The sequence below is a fragment of the Streptomyces sp. NPDC002868 genome, from assembly GCF_055563295.1.
This window is the reverse complement of record NZ_JBVHDR010000001.1, coordinates 262,510-276,136: the sequence shown is the minus strand read 5'-3', so window position 1 is coordinate 276,136 and position 13,627 is coordinate 262,510. Positions and strand designations below refer to the sequence as shown.

The window sequence follows — 13,627 nt, the reverse complement described above, 5'->3', positions numbered from 1 at the left end:
GCATGGTCCTTCTCGCCGTGTTCGTGTACCTCGCCATCGGCGCTTCGTCCGCCGCGCTGATCGTCCGGGCCTCCGCGTCCCGGACCCGCCATCCGGCCGGCGGCGGACAGATCCAGCACGTCTACGAGGCGGCCTTCCTCAGCGGCGGCCCCGCCCGTGTCGCCGACGCCGCACTCGCCGCCCTGCACGCGGACGGCCGGCTGGTCATCGGCGGCCCGGGCATCGTCTCCGTACGGCATGCCCTCGCCCATGACCCCGTGGAGCGCGCGGTGTTCGAGCAGCTGGCCGCCGCCCCGACCGGCGCGCTGCACACTTTGCGCCTCGCGGTGATGCGCCACCCCGCCGTGCAGGAGATCGGCGACGGCCTCGCCGCGCGCGGGCTGATGACGCCGCCCGGACAGAACCGGGGGCTGACGGTGTGGGGCTACACCCAGGGCTTCCTCTGCGTCATGGGGCTGCCCCTCTCCTTCGGCCTGACCATCTTCAGCTTCATCCAGAACGACGGACCGGTGGATTTCGGCCCGCCGTTCATCCTGATGGTTCTGCCGGCCCTGATCGCGGGCATCGTGATCGGGTTCATGATGGGGGGTCGCGCCCGGCGGCGGATCACGACTGCCGGGCGGCACGCCCTGCGCTCGTACCTGGTGCAGTACGCCCAGGTGTACTCGGCGGCCCATCTCGTCGCGGTGCACGGTCTGCGCGGAGTGCCGGATCCCGCGCTCCAGGCGCAGCTGACCACGGCGGCACGGATCCCGGCGGGCCGCACGGACGGCTACTCGCCGTCGTACACGGACTCCGCGGCCGTGTGGTGCGCCGGGTCGAGCCCGGGATCCGGCTGTGGCAGCTCCAGCTGCGGCGCGAGCGGGGGATCGAGCTGCGGTGGTTCGTCCGGCGGCTCCAGCTGCGGCGGTTCGTCCGGCGGCTCCAGCTGCGGCGGTTCGTCCGGCGGCTCCAGCTGCGGCGGATCCTCGGGCGGGTCCAGCTGCGGAGGCGGCAGCAGCTCCTGACCGCAAGCAAAGCCACCACTTCCCGCAACACCCCACAGGATCACCCCGGAGCCGACTAGCGTGCTGGACCGCACGCAGGAGGCCCCATGCGTTCCCTCACCGGCACCGGCCTGGTCGTCGTCGCCCTGACGGCGACCATCGCCGCGATCCTCTTCCCGATCTGGTCGTACGACGACCGCTCAGGCACCGGCCGGGCCAACCTCAGGGCCGGTTCCGTCAGCACACCCTGGGGCCCGCTCTCCGCCGCCGACCGGGACTTCGTCGTCCGCGTCAGACTCGCCGGTCTGTGGGAGCTCCCCGCGGGCCAGCAGGCCGTCGGCCGCGCCCCCACCGTCGCGGTGAAGGTGGCCGGCGAGCATCTCGTCGAGGGCCACACCTATCTCGACGCCCGCGTCCGCGAGGTCGCGGCCCGGCTCAACATGGAGCTGCCGAACCAGCCGACGGCCCAACAGCGGGGCTGGCTCAAGGAGTTCACCGAGGCACGCGGCCAGGAGTACGAGACCAAGTTCGCCAATATCCTGCGCCGCGCCCACGGCAAGGTCTTCTCCCTCGTCGCCGACATCCGCAACAGCACCCGCAACACCCTGGTGCGCGAACTCGCCAACGACGCCAACACCACCGTCCTGGACCACATCAAGGTCCTGGAGGCGACCGGCCTGGTCGACTTCGACGCCATCGCCGACGACTCAGCCGCCACCGCGACCGCAAGTCCCACCGGACCGCCACCGCCCGCCCCGGGCGCGACACCGCCGCCCGCAGACCCCGTCACCCCCACCCCGGCCACGTCGTTCCCGCTGCCGCCCGCGGCCTCCCGCCCCCGCGCCGACGTCACGGACCGATAACGCCACGGTCCGTATGGTGAACAACCCATGGCGCAACCGCGGACATCTCGCGTAGAACTCGGCCATGTTCTGGGTCCTCTTCCTGCTGGTGGCCTGGGCCGCGGCGGGCATCAGCTGCGCCCGGCTCTGCATCGCCTCCGTCGAAGCCGCTCGCCCCGCCCCCGAAGGAACAAGCCGGAAGGGGCAGTTGAGCCTGTACGAGGCCGCCTTCCTGGCCGGCGGCCCGCACCGGGTCACGGAGCTCACGCTCGTCTCGATGCACCGCGGCCGCAGGCTGCTTCTCGCGCGCACCGGCTGGGCAACGGTCGTCGACCCGGAGGGCGAGGACGACTTGGAGCGCTCGGTCATCGGCGCGATAGGACCCGCGGGCCAGGCCCGGATAGCCGCGGTGCGGGCCGCCGCATCCGCCGCCGACGCGGTACGGGCCCTGGCCGACCGGCTCGTCAGCGCCGGCCTCGCCGTCCCGGACGCGGCCAGGTCGGGTGTCGCCGCCGCCGTGCGCGCCGTCCAGGTCGCGACCGCGCTCACCGTCGCGCTGGCGGCCGCCGCCCTGCTGATGCTCCCTCAGGAGCAGGGCGCGAAGGCCCCGGTCCTCGCCTGGTTCGCCCTCCCCCTCCTGCTCACCCTGGGCTGTCTGGCCATCGCGCGGATCGAGGTGCATCCGTACACCCGCTGGGCCTCGCCCGACGGCCAGCGTCTCCTCGGCGCGCTCTCCCCGGGGGACACGCTCACCGCCGTCGCCGTGCGCGGCGTCGGCGCGCTCGACGATCCGGACCTGCGGGCGGCGCTGGCGAGCGGCCGCATGGCGCATCGGAGTCATTGACCCCGACACCGGACATTGGTCCTTTACATCGCTAATAAGCCCACCAAGGATCCCTTTCGTCCCGTGGCCTCACGGCCGCTGTCCGCACGAAGGGAACTCGATGAGAGCAGTTGCGATGTACGGGGCCGCGACGAGCCTCAGTGCCTTGGTCGTCTCTGCGCTGGCCGTCGCCCCGGCCGGCGGCACCACCACTGTCGATGCCGAGTCGTACGGCACGACCGTCGCCGCCGAGCGCGCGGCCGCCGCCGGGATCTCCTTCGGACGCTGCCCCAAGGTCGAGATGCTGCCCGCCCCCGTCCAGTGCGGCACGGTCAAGGTCCCCCTCGACTACGCCAGCCCCTCGGGCCCGCAGATTTCCCTGACCGTCAGCCGTGTGAAGGCGAGCGGCAAGCCGGCCGAGCACCAGGGAGCGTTCGTCTACAACCCCGGCGGCCCCGGCGCCTCCAGCATGTACTTCCCGATGGCCGCCCAACTCCCCGAGTGGAAGCGGATCGCCCAGGCGTACGACATCGTCGGTTACTCCCCGCGCGGTGTCGGCCGCTCCGCCCCGCTGTCCTGCCAGGACCCGGCCGACTTCACCAAGGCGCCCACCCTGTCGCCGGTACACCCTTCCCCCTCGTACAAGATGGAGCGGATTGCGCAGGCGAAGGCGTACGCCCAGGGCTGCGCGAACAACGCGGGCCCGGCGCTTCGGCACTACACCTCGCTGAACAACGCCCGCGACCTGGATGTGCTGCGGGCAGCGCTCCGCCAGCCGCGGCTGACCTTCATGGGTGCCTCGTACGGCACGTACTTCGGCGCGCTGTACGCGACCCTCTTCCCCTCCCACGTACGCCGCATGGTCTTCGACTCGGCGGTCAACCCGGAGCCGGGCCGGATCTGGTACCGCAGCAACCTCAACCAGTCGCTCGCCTTCGAGAGCCGCTGGGCGGACTTCCGCGCCTGGGTCGCCAAGCACGACCAGACGTACCATCTGGGCGCCACGCCGGAGGATGTGGCCATGAGCTACGAGCAGGCACGCGCCCGGCTCGCCCTCGAGCCTGCGGGCGGCACGGTCGGCCCCGGCCAGCTGCACGCGGCATTCCTGCGGGCCGCTTACCACGACGACTACTGGCCACTGCGCGCCGGCGCGCTGGCCGAGTATCTGAAGGGCAACGAGGAGCCGCTGGTCAAGCAGGCCGCGCCGCGGCCGGAGGAAGCGTATGAGGCGGAGAACGGCAACGCCGTGTACACCGCCGTCGAGTGCAACGACGCGCCCTGGCCGACCGAATGGGAAGTGTGGGACCGCGACAACAGCGCTCTCGCACGCATCGCGCCCTTCGAGACCTGGGACAACGCCTGGATGAATCTGCCGTGCGCCTACTGGCCCGCGCCCCGGCAGCAGCCGCTGGACGTGCGTACCAAGCTCGGTGCGCTGCCGCCGACGCTCATCCTGGCCGCCGAGCGGGACGCGGCGACGCCGTACGAAGGGGCGCTTGAACTGGCGCGGCGGCTGAAAGGCTCCGTGCTGATCACGGAGAAGGACGCCGGCACGCACGGCATCGGCGGCGGCAACAACCAGTGCGTCAACGCCCACCTGGAGAAGTACCTGCTGTACGGCGTGACGCCGGTGCGGCGCGCATCGTGCGCGCCGCACCCGGAGCCGGACCCGGTGTCGCTGGAACGGGCGGCGGCAGAGCCGAAGCTGCCGCACGTCGTCTGATCTTCCGGGTCGGGGGACGGCCGGGTCCGCATCGCGCGGACCCGGCCATCGGGCTTCTGGGGCGAGCCCGCTTTACGCGAGCCCCGCCACCAGCTCCGCGACCGACTTGCGGCGGCCCGTGTAGAACGGGACCTCTTCGCGGACGTACATACGCGCCTCGGAGCCGCGCAGATGACGCATCAGGTCGACGATGCGGTACAGCTCGTCGGCCTCGAATGCGAGCAGCCACTCGTAGTCGCCGAGCGAGAACGACGCCACCGTGTTGGCGCGCACGTCCGGGTAGCCGCGGGCCATCTTGCCGTGGTCGGCGAGCATCCGGCGGCGGTCCTCGTCGGGCAGCAGGTACCAGTCGTAGGAGCGCACGAAGGGGTAGACCGAGACATAGTTGCGCGGCGTCTCGTCGGCCAGGAAGGCCGGGATGTGCGACTTGTTGAACTCGGCGGGGCGGTGCAGCGCCATGTTCGACCAGACCGGCTCGAGCGCGCGGCCGAGCCTGGTGCGGCGGAAGAGGTTGTACGCCTCCTGCAGCTCGTCCGCGGTCTCGGCGTGCCACCAGATCATGACGTCGGCGTCGGCGCGGAGCCCGGACACGTCGTACGTGCCGCGCACGGTGACGTCCTTGGCGGCGAGCTGGTCGAACAGCTCCTGGACCTCGTCGGCGTAGCCTGAACGGTCCTCGGGCAGCACATCGCGCAGCTTGAAGACGGACCACAGCGTGTACCTGATGACCTCGTTGAGGTCCTTGGCCTTCTTGCCTGCGTTCGGAATCTTTTCGGGCGCACTCATAAAGCTATTCTCCCGCGCCGCGATCGGTGCCCCGCGCCAGGGTGGGCGTGGCGAGGATCTCGTCGGCGGCGCGCTGGGCGCCGGCGATGCAGGCGGGGATGCCGACGCCGTCGTACGCCGCCCCGCAGACCCTGAGGCCCGGCAGTTTGGCGACCTCGTCGCGGATCCGGGCGACGCGCGCGAGATGCCCGACGGGGTACTGCGGCAGTCCGCCGATCCACCGGGTCACCTCGGTGGCGACGGGCCTGGCCGCGAGTCCGGTGGCCTCCCCGAGATCGCCCAGGGATACGTCGACGAGCTCGGCGTCCTCGCGGTGCAGGTGTTCCTCCTCGCCGTAGCGTCCGATCGAGGTGCGCAGCACGAAGAGGCCGGAGGAACCCTTGTCGACCCAGCTCCACTTGCGGGTGGAGAAGGTGGACGCCTTGATGGTGCGGCCGTCCACGGGCGGCACCAGGAAGCCGCTGCCTTCCGGCATGCCGGCCAGGTCTGTGCGCCGGAAGGCCATGGTGACCAGCGCCATCGAGGCGTACTCGACCTGGCCGAGCTCCGCGGCGGCGGCCGGGGATTCGGCGGCGAGCAGCGCGGACGCGGACCAGGCCGGGGTCGCGAGCACCACGCCGTCGGCGGCGATGACGCGCTGGTCGGTGCGGATCTGCCAGCCTTCGGCGCTACGGGTCAGCCCGAGGACGGGCGTCTCCATGAGGATCTCGCCGCCCCGGGCGCGTACGGCGTCGGCGACGGCGCCCGGCAGCTGCCCCACGCCACCCTCGATGCCCATGAAGACCGGCCCGGCGGCCTGCTGCTCGGCGGCCTTCGCCTGGATGTCGCGTACGGCGGCGAGCAGCGAGTCATGGGTCTTCGCCGCCTCGAAGAGCTGAGGGACGGCGGCGCGCATCGAGATGCGGTACGCGTCGCCCGCGTACACCCCGCCGAGCAACGGCTCCACCAGCCGGTCCACGACCTCGCGGCCGAGGCGCTCGGCGACGTACGCGCCGACCGCGACATCGTCGCCGAGCTCTGCGGGCGCGAGGTCCCGCTCCCGCTCGATACGGGCGATGCCCTCCGCCGAGAGCAGTCCCGCGAGCGCCGCCGGGTCGCCCGGCACACCCATCACATGCCCCTTGGGCATCGGGCGCAGCGCACCGCGCGTCCACACCGAGGCGGAGGCGGTGGCGGGCGGCTGGAGCCGGTCGGCGAGGCCGACGGCGCGGGCCAGTTCGACCGCTTCCGGGCGGCGGGCGAGCATCGACTCGGCGCCGAGATCGACGGGGGCGCCCTCGATCTCGCCCGCCTGGAGCTTGCCGCCGAGCCGGTCGGTGGCCTCCAGGAGCGTGACGCGCACCCCGGAGTCGAGCAGCCGGTGCGCGGCGGCGAGACCGGCGATGCCGCCTCCGATGACGACGACATGACCCGTACGTGTGTCCATGCCCCCCACTCTCTCAAACCCCCTACCGAGTCCTGACCGTGACCGCTTCGGAACCGGAAAACGGCAACCCTCACCACGGGCCCGTCCGTCAAACCGGCAACACTCACCATCTGTCCCTGGGGGGGACGACATGCGTGCACGTCGTACGGTCGCGGCACTGTTTCTCACCGCTTCACTCGCGCTTGCCGGATGCAGTGCGGCCGATTCCGAATCCGGCGCGGACGACAAGGCGCAGAGCGCCGCGAAACCCGCGCTGCAGGACGGCGGGGCCGGTGCGGGCTACGACTCCGACCGGCAGTCGTCCGGCGCAGAGCAGACCAAGCCGAAGGACCCGGTCGCCCTGGCGCCGACCCACATCATCCGCACCGCGGAGCTCGCCGTGGAGGTCAAGGACGCCCAGAAGGCCCTCGCGGCGGCCCGCGGGAGCGCTGAGAGCGCCGGCGGGCATGTCTCCAACGAGAGCACCGAGCGGATCGACGACACCCATGTGACCTCGCGCGTCGTGCTGCGCGTCCCGCAGGAGAAGTACGACGCGGTCCTGGCCGAGCTGGCAGGCGCCGGAAAGCTGCTCTCCCGCAAGGCCGACGCCAAGGACGTCACCGACCAGGTCGTCGACGTGGAGAGCCGCATCGCGACGCAGCGGGCGAGCGTCGCACGCGTACGGGCGCTGATGGACCGGGCCGAGAAGCTCAGCGACGTGGTCACGCTGGAGGGTCAACTGAGCAGCCGTCAGGCCGAGTTGGAGTCGCTGCTCGCGCAGCAGGCCGCGCTCAAGGACCGTACGACGCTGGCGACCATCACCTTGGTCCTCTCCGAGAAGGAGGACAAGGAGCAGAAGGAGGACGACGACCCGGGCTTCCTGGACGCGCTCGGCGGCGGCTGGTACGCGCTCGTGGCGGTGGGCGTATGGATCGCGTTGGCGGTCGGAGCGGTGGCCCCGTTCGCCGTGGTCTTCGGGGTGCTGTACGCGCTGTGGCGCTGGGTGCTGCGGCCGCGGCTCGCCAAGCGGCCTGTCGCTGCGCGGCCCGTCGCTGAGCCCGCGGTGCCCGCGCCCGGCCCCGGATCCGGCCCCGCCCCGGGTCAGGACTGAACGGCCTTCGCGCCGTAGCGTGTTCCCCATGGCAATGGAGCGGCTGGTGGTCATCGGGGGCGATGCGGCGGGCATGTCCGCCGCATCGCAGGCACGCAGGCTCAAGGGCCCGGACGAGCTGGAGATCGTCGCGTTCGAGCGCGGCCACTTCAGCTCGTTCTCGGCGTGCGGGATTCCGTACTGGGTCGGCGGTGATGTGCCCGAGCGCGACGACCTGATCGCCCGTACGCCGGCCGAGCACCGCGAGCGCGGTATCGAGCTGCGGATGCGCACGGAGGTGACGGAGATCGACGCCCCTGGCGGGCGGGTGCGCTCCCGTGATCTGGAGACCGGCGCCGAGTCGTGGACGGGCTTCGACAAGCTGGTGATCGCGACCGGCGCGCGCCCGGTCCGGCCGGCGCTGCCGGGCATCGACGCGCCGGGCGTGCACGGCGTGCAGACCCTCGACGACGGCCAGGCCCTGCTGGACACCCTCGCGCGCACCGACGGGCGGCGCGCGGTCGTCATGGGCGCCGGCTACATCGGCGTCGAGATGGCGGAGGCGATGCTGAAGCGCGGCTACGAGGTGACGGTCCTCAACCGCGGCGAGCAGCCGATGGCCACCCTCGATCCCGACATGGGCCGCCTGGTCCACGAGGCGATGGACCGGATCGGCATCACGACGGTGAACGGCGCCGGGGTCACCAAGATCCTCACGGGCTCAGACGGCCGGGTCCGCGCCGTCGCGACCGAGAACGCGGAGTACCCGGCGGACGTGGTGGTCCTCGGCATCGGCGTCGAGCCGGAGACCACCCTCGCCCGCGCCGCCGGTCTGCCGCTCGGCGCGTACGGCGGGCTGCTCACCGATCTCGCGATGCGCGTGCGCGGCTACGAGAACATCTGGGCCGGCGGCGACTGTGTGGAGGTTCTCGACCTGGTCTCGGGCCGCGAGCGCCATATCGCGCTGGGCACGCACGCCAACAAGCACGGCCAGATCATCGGCGCGAACGCGGGCGGCGGGTACGCGACCTTCCCCGGCGTCGTCGGCACGGCGGTCAGCAAGGTGTGCGATCTGGAGATCGCCCGCACCGGCCTGCGCGAGAAGGACGCCCGCGCGGTCGGCCTGCAGTACGTCACGACCACGATCGAGTCGACGAACAGCGCCGGCTACTACCCCGACGCCGCGCTGATGACGGTGAAGATGCTCGCGGAACGCCGTACGGGCCGGCTCCTCGGCGTCCAGATCGTCGGCCGCGACGGCGCGGCCAAGCGCGTCGACATCGCGGCCGTCGCCCTGACCGCGGGGATGACGGTGGAGCAGATGACGGCCCTGGATCTCGGCTACGCCCCGCCGTTCTCCCCGGTCTGGGACCCGGTGCTGGTGGCGGCGCGAAAGGCGACGGCGGCGGTGCGGAAGGCGGGGCCCCTGTAGAGACCCCCGAGCTGTCGTTCGACGAGGCCGGGCGCATCGCGTCGGTGGATAACGTAGCCCTCGGCGAGGCCTCGGCCTGAAACGCCCCCGCCGGCGCCGCGCCACGCTTCCGGATCAGCGCCCGGCCGGGCCCAGCCGTCTCTCGCCGCGCGCGGTCGCCTCGGACAGCGCGCCGGAGAGCCGACGGTGCAGCAGCCGGGTCACCGGTCGTTCGATCAGCCGGTGCACGAGCCAGGAGGCCACCAGCATGCCGCCGGTCACCAGCGAGAGCACGGTGTACGGCGGCAGCCGGTGTGCCAGCGCTCTGATGAGCTCCCAGCCGGCGTACTGGTGCAGCAGGTAGAGCGGGTAGGTGAGCCCCCCGGCGTACGGCAGCCAGCGCCACTTCATCCAGTCCAGCTTCCCGGTCGCGACCAGGGCCATCGCCCCGAAGCAGACGGCGAGGATGGCGACGACCGGCCAGAAGGGAATGCTCTGCTTGAAGTAGCCGAGGCTTCGGCTCCAGGTGTCGTGCGCGGAGGGCAGGGCCGCTCCGAAGCACACCAGCACAATGCCGGTGAGCAGCAGGTTGGGCCGGAAGCGGTACATCAGGAAGAAGGCCATTCCCGCGATGAAGTACCAGCAGTAGTTCGGCATGATCAGCAGCTGGAGCACCGAATCGTCGGACTTGGCGAAGAGCATGCCCACCGCGGCCCAGACGCTGCAGAAGGCCAGCACGCGTCGGTAGCTCAGGCCCCGCCACGCCATCAGCGCGAACAGAAGATAGAAGCGCAACTCGGCGAAAAGCGTCCAGTACACCCCATCGACCTTGGGGACGCCGAGCGGCTCCTCAAGCATGGTGAGGTTGGTCAGCACGTCCGCCACGGGCAGCGGACTCCGGCCATTCGGTATGAGCAGCAGTACGGCGGTGGTGGCCAGGACGGCGAACCAGTACGCGGGGTACAGCCGGCTCACCCGGGAGACGAAGAAGTCCCCCAGCGATCTGCCCCAGCAGCTCATGCATATGACGAAGCCGCTTATCAGGAAGAAGAGCTCGACGCCCAGCCAGCCGTAGGCGGTGAAGGGGAACGCGCCCGGGAATAGCGCTTCCCCGCGGGCCGTCCAGCCTCCGTAGAGCGCCATGTAGTGGTAGGCCACCACCATCAGCGCGGCCAGCAACCGCATGCCGTCCAGTGCGGACAACCGGCCGACGCGCTGGGGCGTCGTGTTGGGCACCGGCGCCGGCGCCGGCCGCGCACGGGGCAGCGTCAGCGTCGGGGAGTCTTGCACGCGCAACGGCGGTTCGCCCCCGTTACCTCTTTTGTGGCCCGCTTCACGATTCCCCGCCCGACAAGCCCCGCATGCGGCTCCCTCCCTTGCTCATTCCTTCACTTACTTGACGGCCTGACCCACCCGCGATGTTTCATCAGGGGCCGTGAATTTTTCTGTGCACCCGGCACCGGCTTGCGCAAATTCCGGCGAAGGAAACCAGGCGGCCGGGGGGACCCAGCGGTGCAGCCCTGCAAAGGCAACGCCGCCGCGTTCGACGGCCCTTGGCCGTTGCGGGGCACCGCGCCCCAGCAGTTGGCCCCTCAGCGCGCGGCCTGCGTGTGGACGTACTCGACGAGACGCGTCAGCGCGTCCGGGTCGGTCGTCGGCAGGACGCCGTGGCCGAGGTTGAAGATGTGACCCTCGAGCCCGGCCGCGGCGTCCAGCACCTCGCGGGTCTTGGCCTCGACGGCCTCCTGCGTGGAGAACAGGACGGCCGGGTCGAGGTTGCCCTGGAGCGCCTTGCCCGGGCCGACCCGGCGTGCGGCCTCGTCCAGCGGCACCCGCCAGTCGACGCCGACGACGTCCGCGCCCGCCTCGCCCATCAGGCCGAGGAGTTCGCCGGTGCCGACGCCGAAGTGGATGCGCGGCACGTCGTACGAGGCCACCGCGTCGAGGACCTTTGCGGAAGCCGGCATCACCGAGCGCCGGTACTCGGCGGGGGCGAGCGCGCCCACCCACGAGTCGAAGAGCTGCACCGCTGAGGCACCGGCCTCGATCTGCACCTTGAGGAAGGCCGAGGTGATCTCCGCGAGCCGGTCGAGCAGGTCGGCCCACAGCTGCGGGTCGCCGTACATCAGGGCCTTGGTGTGCTCGTGGTTGCGCGAGGGGCCGCCCTCGACGAGGTAGCTCGCGAGGGTGAAGGGCGCGCCGGCGAAGCCGATGAGCGGGGTGGCCCCGAGCTCGCCGGTGAGCAGCCCGATCGCCTCTGTGACGTACCAGACGTCCTCGGGCGTGAGGTCGCGCAGCCGTGCCAGGTCGGCGCGGGTGCGGATCGGCTCGGCGACGACCGGGCCGACGCCCGGCTTGATGTCGAGGTCGAGGCCGATGGCCTTGAGCGGTACGACGATGTCGCTGAAGTAGATCGCCGCGTCGACCTTGTGGCGGCGCACCGGCTGCAGCGTGATCTCGGTGACGAGCTCGGGCCGCATGCAGGACTCGAGCATCCCGATGCCCTCGCGGACCTTGAGGTACTCGGGCAGTGAGCGCCCCGCCTGACGCATGAACCAGACCGGGGTGTGCGGCACCGGCTCACGCCTGCACGCCTTCAGAAAGGCTGATTCTTCGACAGCGTGTGTCTTCGGCTGGCCCGAGGATGGGGTATCCCCAGCTCGGGCGAAGCCTCGAGCGAGGGGAAGGTCATTGGCACTCACGCCGAGAATCTTCGCACGTACACCTGAAGTGGCCGCTCCGGGCCGGGTGTCCCTCCCTGCGCGAAGCCCCCGTTCCGCCTACTCTTCCCCGCATGGCTGCGGCTCAGGGACATTTTTCCGATCATTCCAACAGCGCTGACGACGCGGACAGCGCGGAGGGGAATGCCATCCCGCGCGCGTTCCGGCTGGCGGTCGACGCACTGCGGGCCGCACGGCTGCGCCCCGAGGTCGAGGTGGACCCGACGCGCCCGCCGCAGCGGCTCGCGCCGCATGCCTACGCGCTGGAGGCGGCGGTCGTCGACGGCGACGACGACCTGGCGGACGGCCGCCTGGTGCTGCTGCACGATCCGGCCGGTCATGACGCCTGGCAGGGAACCTTCCGGCTGGTGACGCTGGTACGCGCCGAGCTGGAGCCCGAGATGGCGGCCGATCCGCTCTTTCCCGAGGTCTGCTGGTCGTGGCTGACCGGCGCGCTGGAGGCGCGCGGGCTCTCGTACGGAGAGGCGAGCGGGACCGTCACCCGCGCGAGTTCTCACTACTTCGGTGGACTCTCCGACCGGCGCCCGGCGACGCAGATCGAGATCCGGGCGTCGTGGACACCGCGCGAAGGTCTGGAGGGGGTTCCTGACTCGGCGGCACACCTCGTGGCCTGGTGCGATCTCCTCTGCCAGGTCGCCGGGCTGCCGCCGTCGCCGGCCGGTCCGGTGGACGCGGCGACGGGCGTGGTCTCGCTTCCACAGCGGCGGGGCCCGCAGCAGCCGTGACTCCGCGCCCGGGGCGACGCCCGGGAGACTGATCACGAGAGGTGCTCGCAGCCGCAGCCGGGACTCAGCCCGGGACGTGCCGGGAGGCCGACGCCCGCGACGTGCCCGGAGGTTGACGCCGGGGATGTGCCCGCAGGAACGCACCGGGACCGCGGCCGGAGATCGTGCACGGGACCGCCGGGACCGCGGCCGGAAGATCGAACACGGGGCCGCCGGGAGCTCGTAGGATGATCGATCACTCGTCCGAATTGCCCCAATTGTTACTCACCAAATCGTGATCATTCTCTAAAGGCGGACGGGTTCGGTGCCGAAGAGGTCTGTGACCCTAACTGCACGGTCCGCCCCGGCTTCTTCCCCCCGAGCCGGCTCCGTCCCGCACCCTCCCAGGAGGCCTGGTGTCCGTTCTTCTCGAGCAGCCCGCAAGCCTGGTCGCCTACCGCCCGAACAAGCCGACGGCCATGGTCGTCGTGGCCGACCCGCGCGTCCGCTCCACCGTCACCCGCCACCTGTGGGCCCTCGGAGTGCGTGACGTCATCGAGGCGTCGTCCATCGCGGAGGCCCGTCCCCGCGTCGGCAACCCGCGCGACATCTGCGTTGCCGACGTCCACCTGCCCGACGGTTCCGGGCTGACCCTCCTGTCCGAGACCCGAGCCGCGGGCTGGCCCAACGGCCTCGCCCTCTCCGCCGCCGACGACATCGGCGCCGTGCGCAACGCCCTCGCGGGCGGCGTCAAGGGCTACGTCGTCACCGGCACACGTACGAACATCGGGCACCCGACCCGACCCGGCGCCGCCCCCATCGGCGCCGTGGCCGGCCGGATGCACCGCCGCCCCCCGGGCGCCCCGAGCCACCCGGGCGGCTACCGCGAGCTCTCCGGCCGTGAGGTCGAGGTGCTCCGCCTGGTCGCGGAAGGCCAGTCCAACAAGGCGATCGGCGTCTCGATGGGCCTGTCCGCGCTGACCGTCAAAAGCCACCTCGCCCGTATCGCGCGCAAGCTGGGCACGGGCGACCGGGCCGGAATGGTGGCCGTCGCCCTGCGGACCGGCATCATCCACTGACCGCTGTACATATTCTTCGCGCCCGTCGACGGAACGT

12 protein-coding genes are annotated in these 13,627 nt (G+C 71.6%); 8 read left to right on the top strand and 4 right to left on the bottom strand.

Annotated features, from left to right (window positions below):
* The first annotated feature begins 2 nt into the window (after positions 1 to 2).
* The 4 genes from ACZ3H8_RS01245 (at position 3) to ACZ3H8_RS01230 (ending at position 4,374) form a co-directional block, all read left to right on the top strand.
* Positions 3 to 1,007 carry a TIGR04222 domain-containing membrane protein gene (locus ACZ3H8_RS01245; RefSeq protein ID WP_467396035.1) on the top strand — a complete coding sequence of 335 codons (1,005 nt, stop codon included), beginning with the start codon at positions 3 to 5 and terminating at the stop codon, positions 1,005 to 1,007.
* Positions 1,008 to 1,093: 86 nt separating this feature from the next.
* Complete coding sequence (locus ACZ3H8_RS01240; RefSeq protein WP_467396032.1) at positions 1,094 to 1,849, top strand: DUF4142 domain-containing protein; 756 nt, start codon at positions 1,094 to 1,096, stop codon at positions 1,847 to 1,849.
* Between the two features lie 64 nt (positions 1,850 to 1,913).
* Positions 1,914 to 2,672, top strand: coding sequence for a TIGR04222 domain-containing membrane protein (locus ACZ3H8_RS01235; protein ID WP_467396030.1), 759 nt, complete (start codon positions 1,914 to 1,916; stop codon positions 2,670 to 2,672).
* A 100-nt stretch (positions 2,673 to 2,772) separates the two neighbouring features.
* The gene (locus tag ACZ3H8_RS01230) at positions 2,773 to 4,374 is read left to right on the top strand and encodes an alpha/beta hydrolase (RefSeq protein ID WP_467396028.1); all 1,602 of its coding nucleotides are present in this window, start codon (positions 2,773 to 2,775) and stop codon (positions 4,372 to 4,374) included.
* A 72-nt stretch (positions 4,375 to 4,446) separates the two neighbouring features.
* On the opposite strand, the gene hemQ is transcribed toward ACZ3H8_RS01230, so the two are convergent.
* Complete coding sequence (gene hemQ / locus ACZ3H8_RS01225; protein WP_307660519.1) at positions 4,447 to 5,160, bottom strand: hydrogen peroxide-dependent heme synthase; 714 nt, start codon at positions 5,158 to 5,160, stop codon at positions 4,447 to 4,449.
* A 4-nt stretch (positions 5,161 to 5,164) separates the two neighbouring features.
* Positions 5,165 to 6,586, bottom strand: a complete 1,422-nt coding sequence (gene hemG, locus ACZ3H8_RS01220; RefSeq protein WP_467396025.1) for a protoporphyrinogen oxidase — start codon at positions 6,584 to 6,586, stop codon at positions 5,165 to 5,167.
* Positions 6,587 to 6,716: 130 nt separating this feature from the next.
* Between hemG and ACZ3H8_RS01215 the strand changes: the two genes are divergently transcribed.
* Both ACZ3H8_RS01215 and ACZ3H8_RS01210 read left to right on the top strand, forming a co-directional pair.
* Positions 6,717 to 7,676 carry a DUF4349 domain-containing protein gene (locus ACZ3H8_RS01215; RefSeq protein ID WP_467396023.1) on the top strand — a complete coding sequence of 320 codons (960 nt, stop codon included), beginning with the start codon at positions 6,717 to 6,719 and terminating at the stop codon, positions 7,674 to 7,676.
* Between the two features lie 34 nt (positions 7,677 to 7,710).
* The gene (locus ACZ3H8_RS01210; RefSeq protein ID WP_467397876.1) at positions 7,711 to 9,087 is read left to right on the top strand and encodes an FAD-dependent oxidoreductase; all 1,377 of its coding nucleotides are present in this window, start codon (positions 7,711 to 7,713) and stop codon (positions 9,085 to 9,087) included.
* A 114-nt stretch (positions 9,088 to 9,201) separates the two neighbouring features.
* On the opposite strand, the gene ACZ3H8_RS01205 is transcribed toward ACZ3H8_RS01210, so the two are convergent.
* Together ACZ3H8_RS01205 and hemE are read right to left on the bottom strand one after the other, a co-directional pair.
* On the bottom strand, positions 9,202 to 10,302 hold the full coding sequence (locus ACZ3H8_RS01205) for an acyltransferase family protein (RefSeq protein ID WP_467396021.1): 1,101 nt from the start codon (positions 10,300 to 10,302) through the stop codon (positions 9,202 to 9,204).
* 356 nt (positions 10,303 to 10,658) lie between these two features.
* Entirely contained in the window at positions 10,659 to 11,768 is a 1,110-nt protein-coding gene (gene hemE, locus ACZ3H8_RS01200; protein ID WP_467396018.1) for a uroporphyrinogen decarboxylase, read from the bottom strand.
* 92 nt (positions 11,769 to 11,860) lie between these two features.
* On the opposite strand from hemE, the gene ACZ3H8_RS01195 reads away from it, so the two are divergent.
* Both ACZ3H8_RS01195 and ACZ3H8_RS01190 read left to right on the top strand, forming a co-directional pair.
* Positions 11,861 to 12,532, top strand: a complete 672-nt coding sequence (locus tag ACZ3H8_RS01195) for a DUF3000 domain-containing protein (protein ID WP_467396016.1) — start codon at positions 11,861 to 11,863, stop codon at positions 12,530 to 12,532.
* A 395-nt stretch (positions 12,533 to 12,927) separates the two neighbouring features.
* Positions 12,928 to 13,590 carry a helix-turn-helix transcriptional regulator gene (locus ACZ3H8_RS01190; protein ID WP_215090828.1) on the top strand — a complete coding sequence of 221 codons (663 nt, stop codon included), beginning with the start codon at positions 12,928 to 12,930 and terminating at the stop codon, positions 13,588 to 13,590.
* Positions 13,591 to 13,627: the final 37 nt, after the last annotated feature.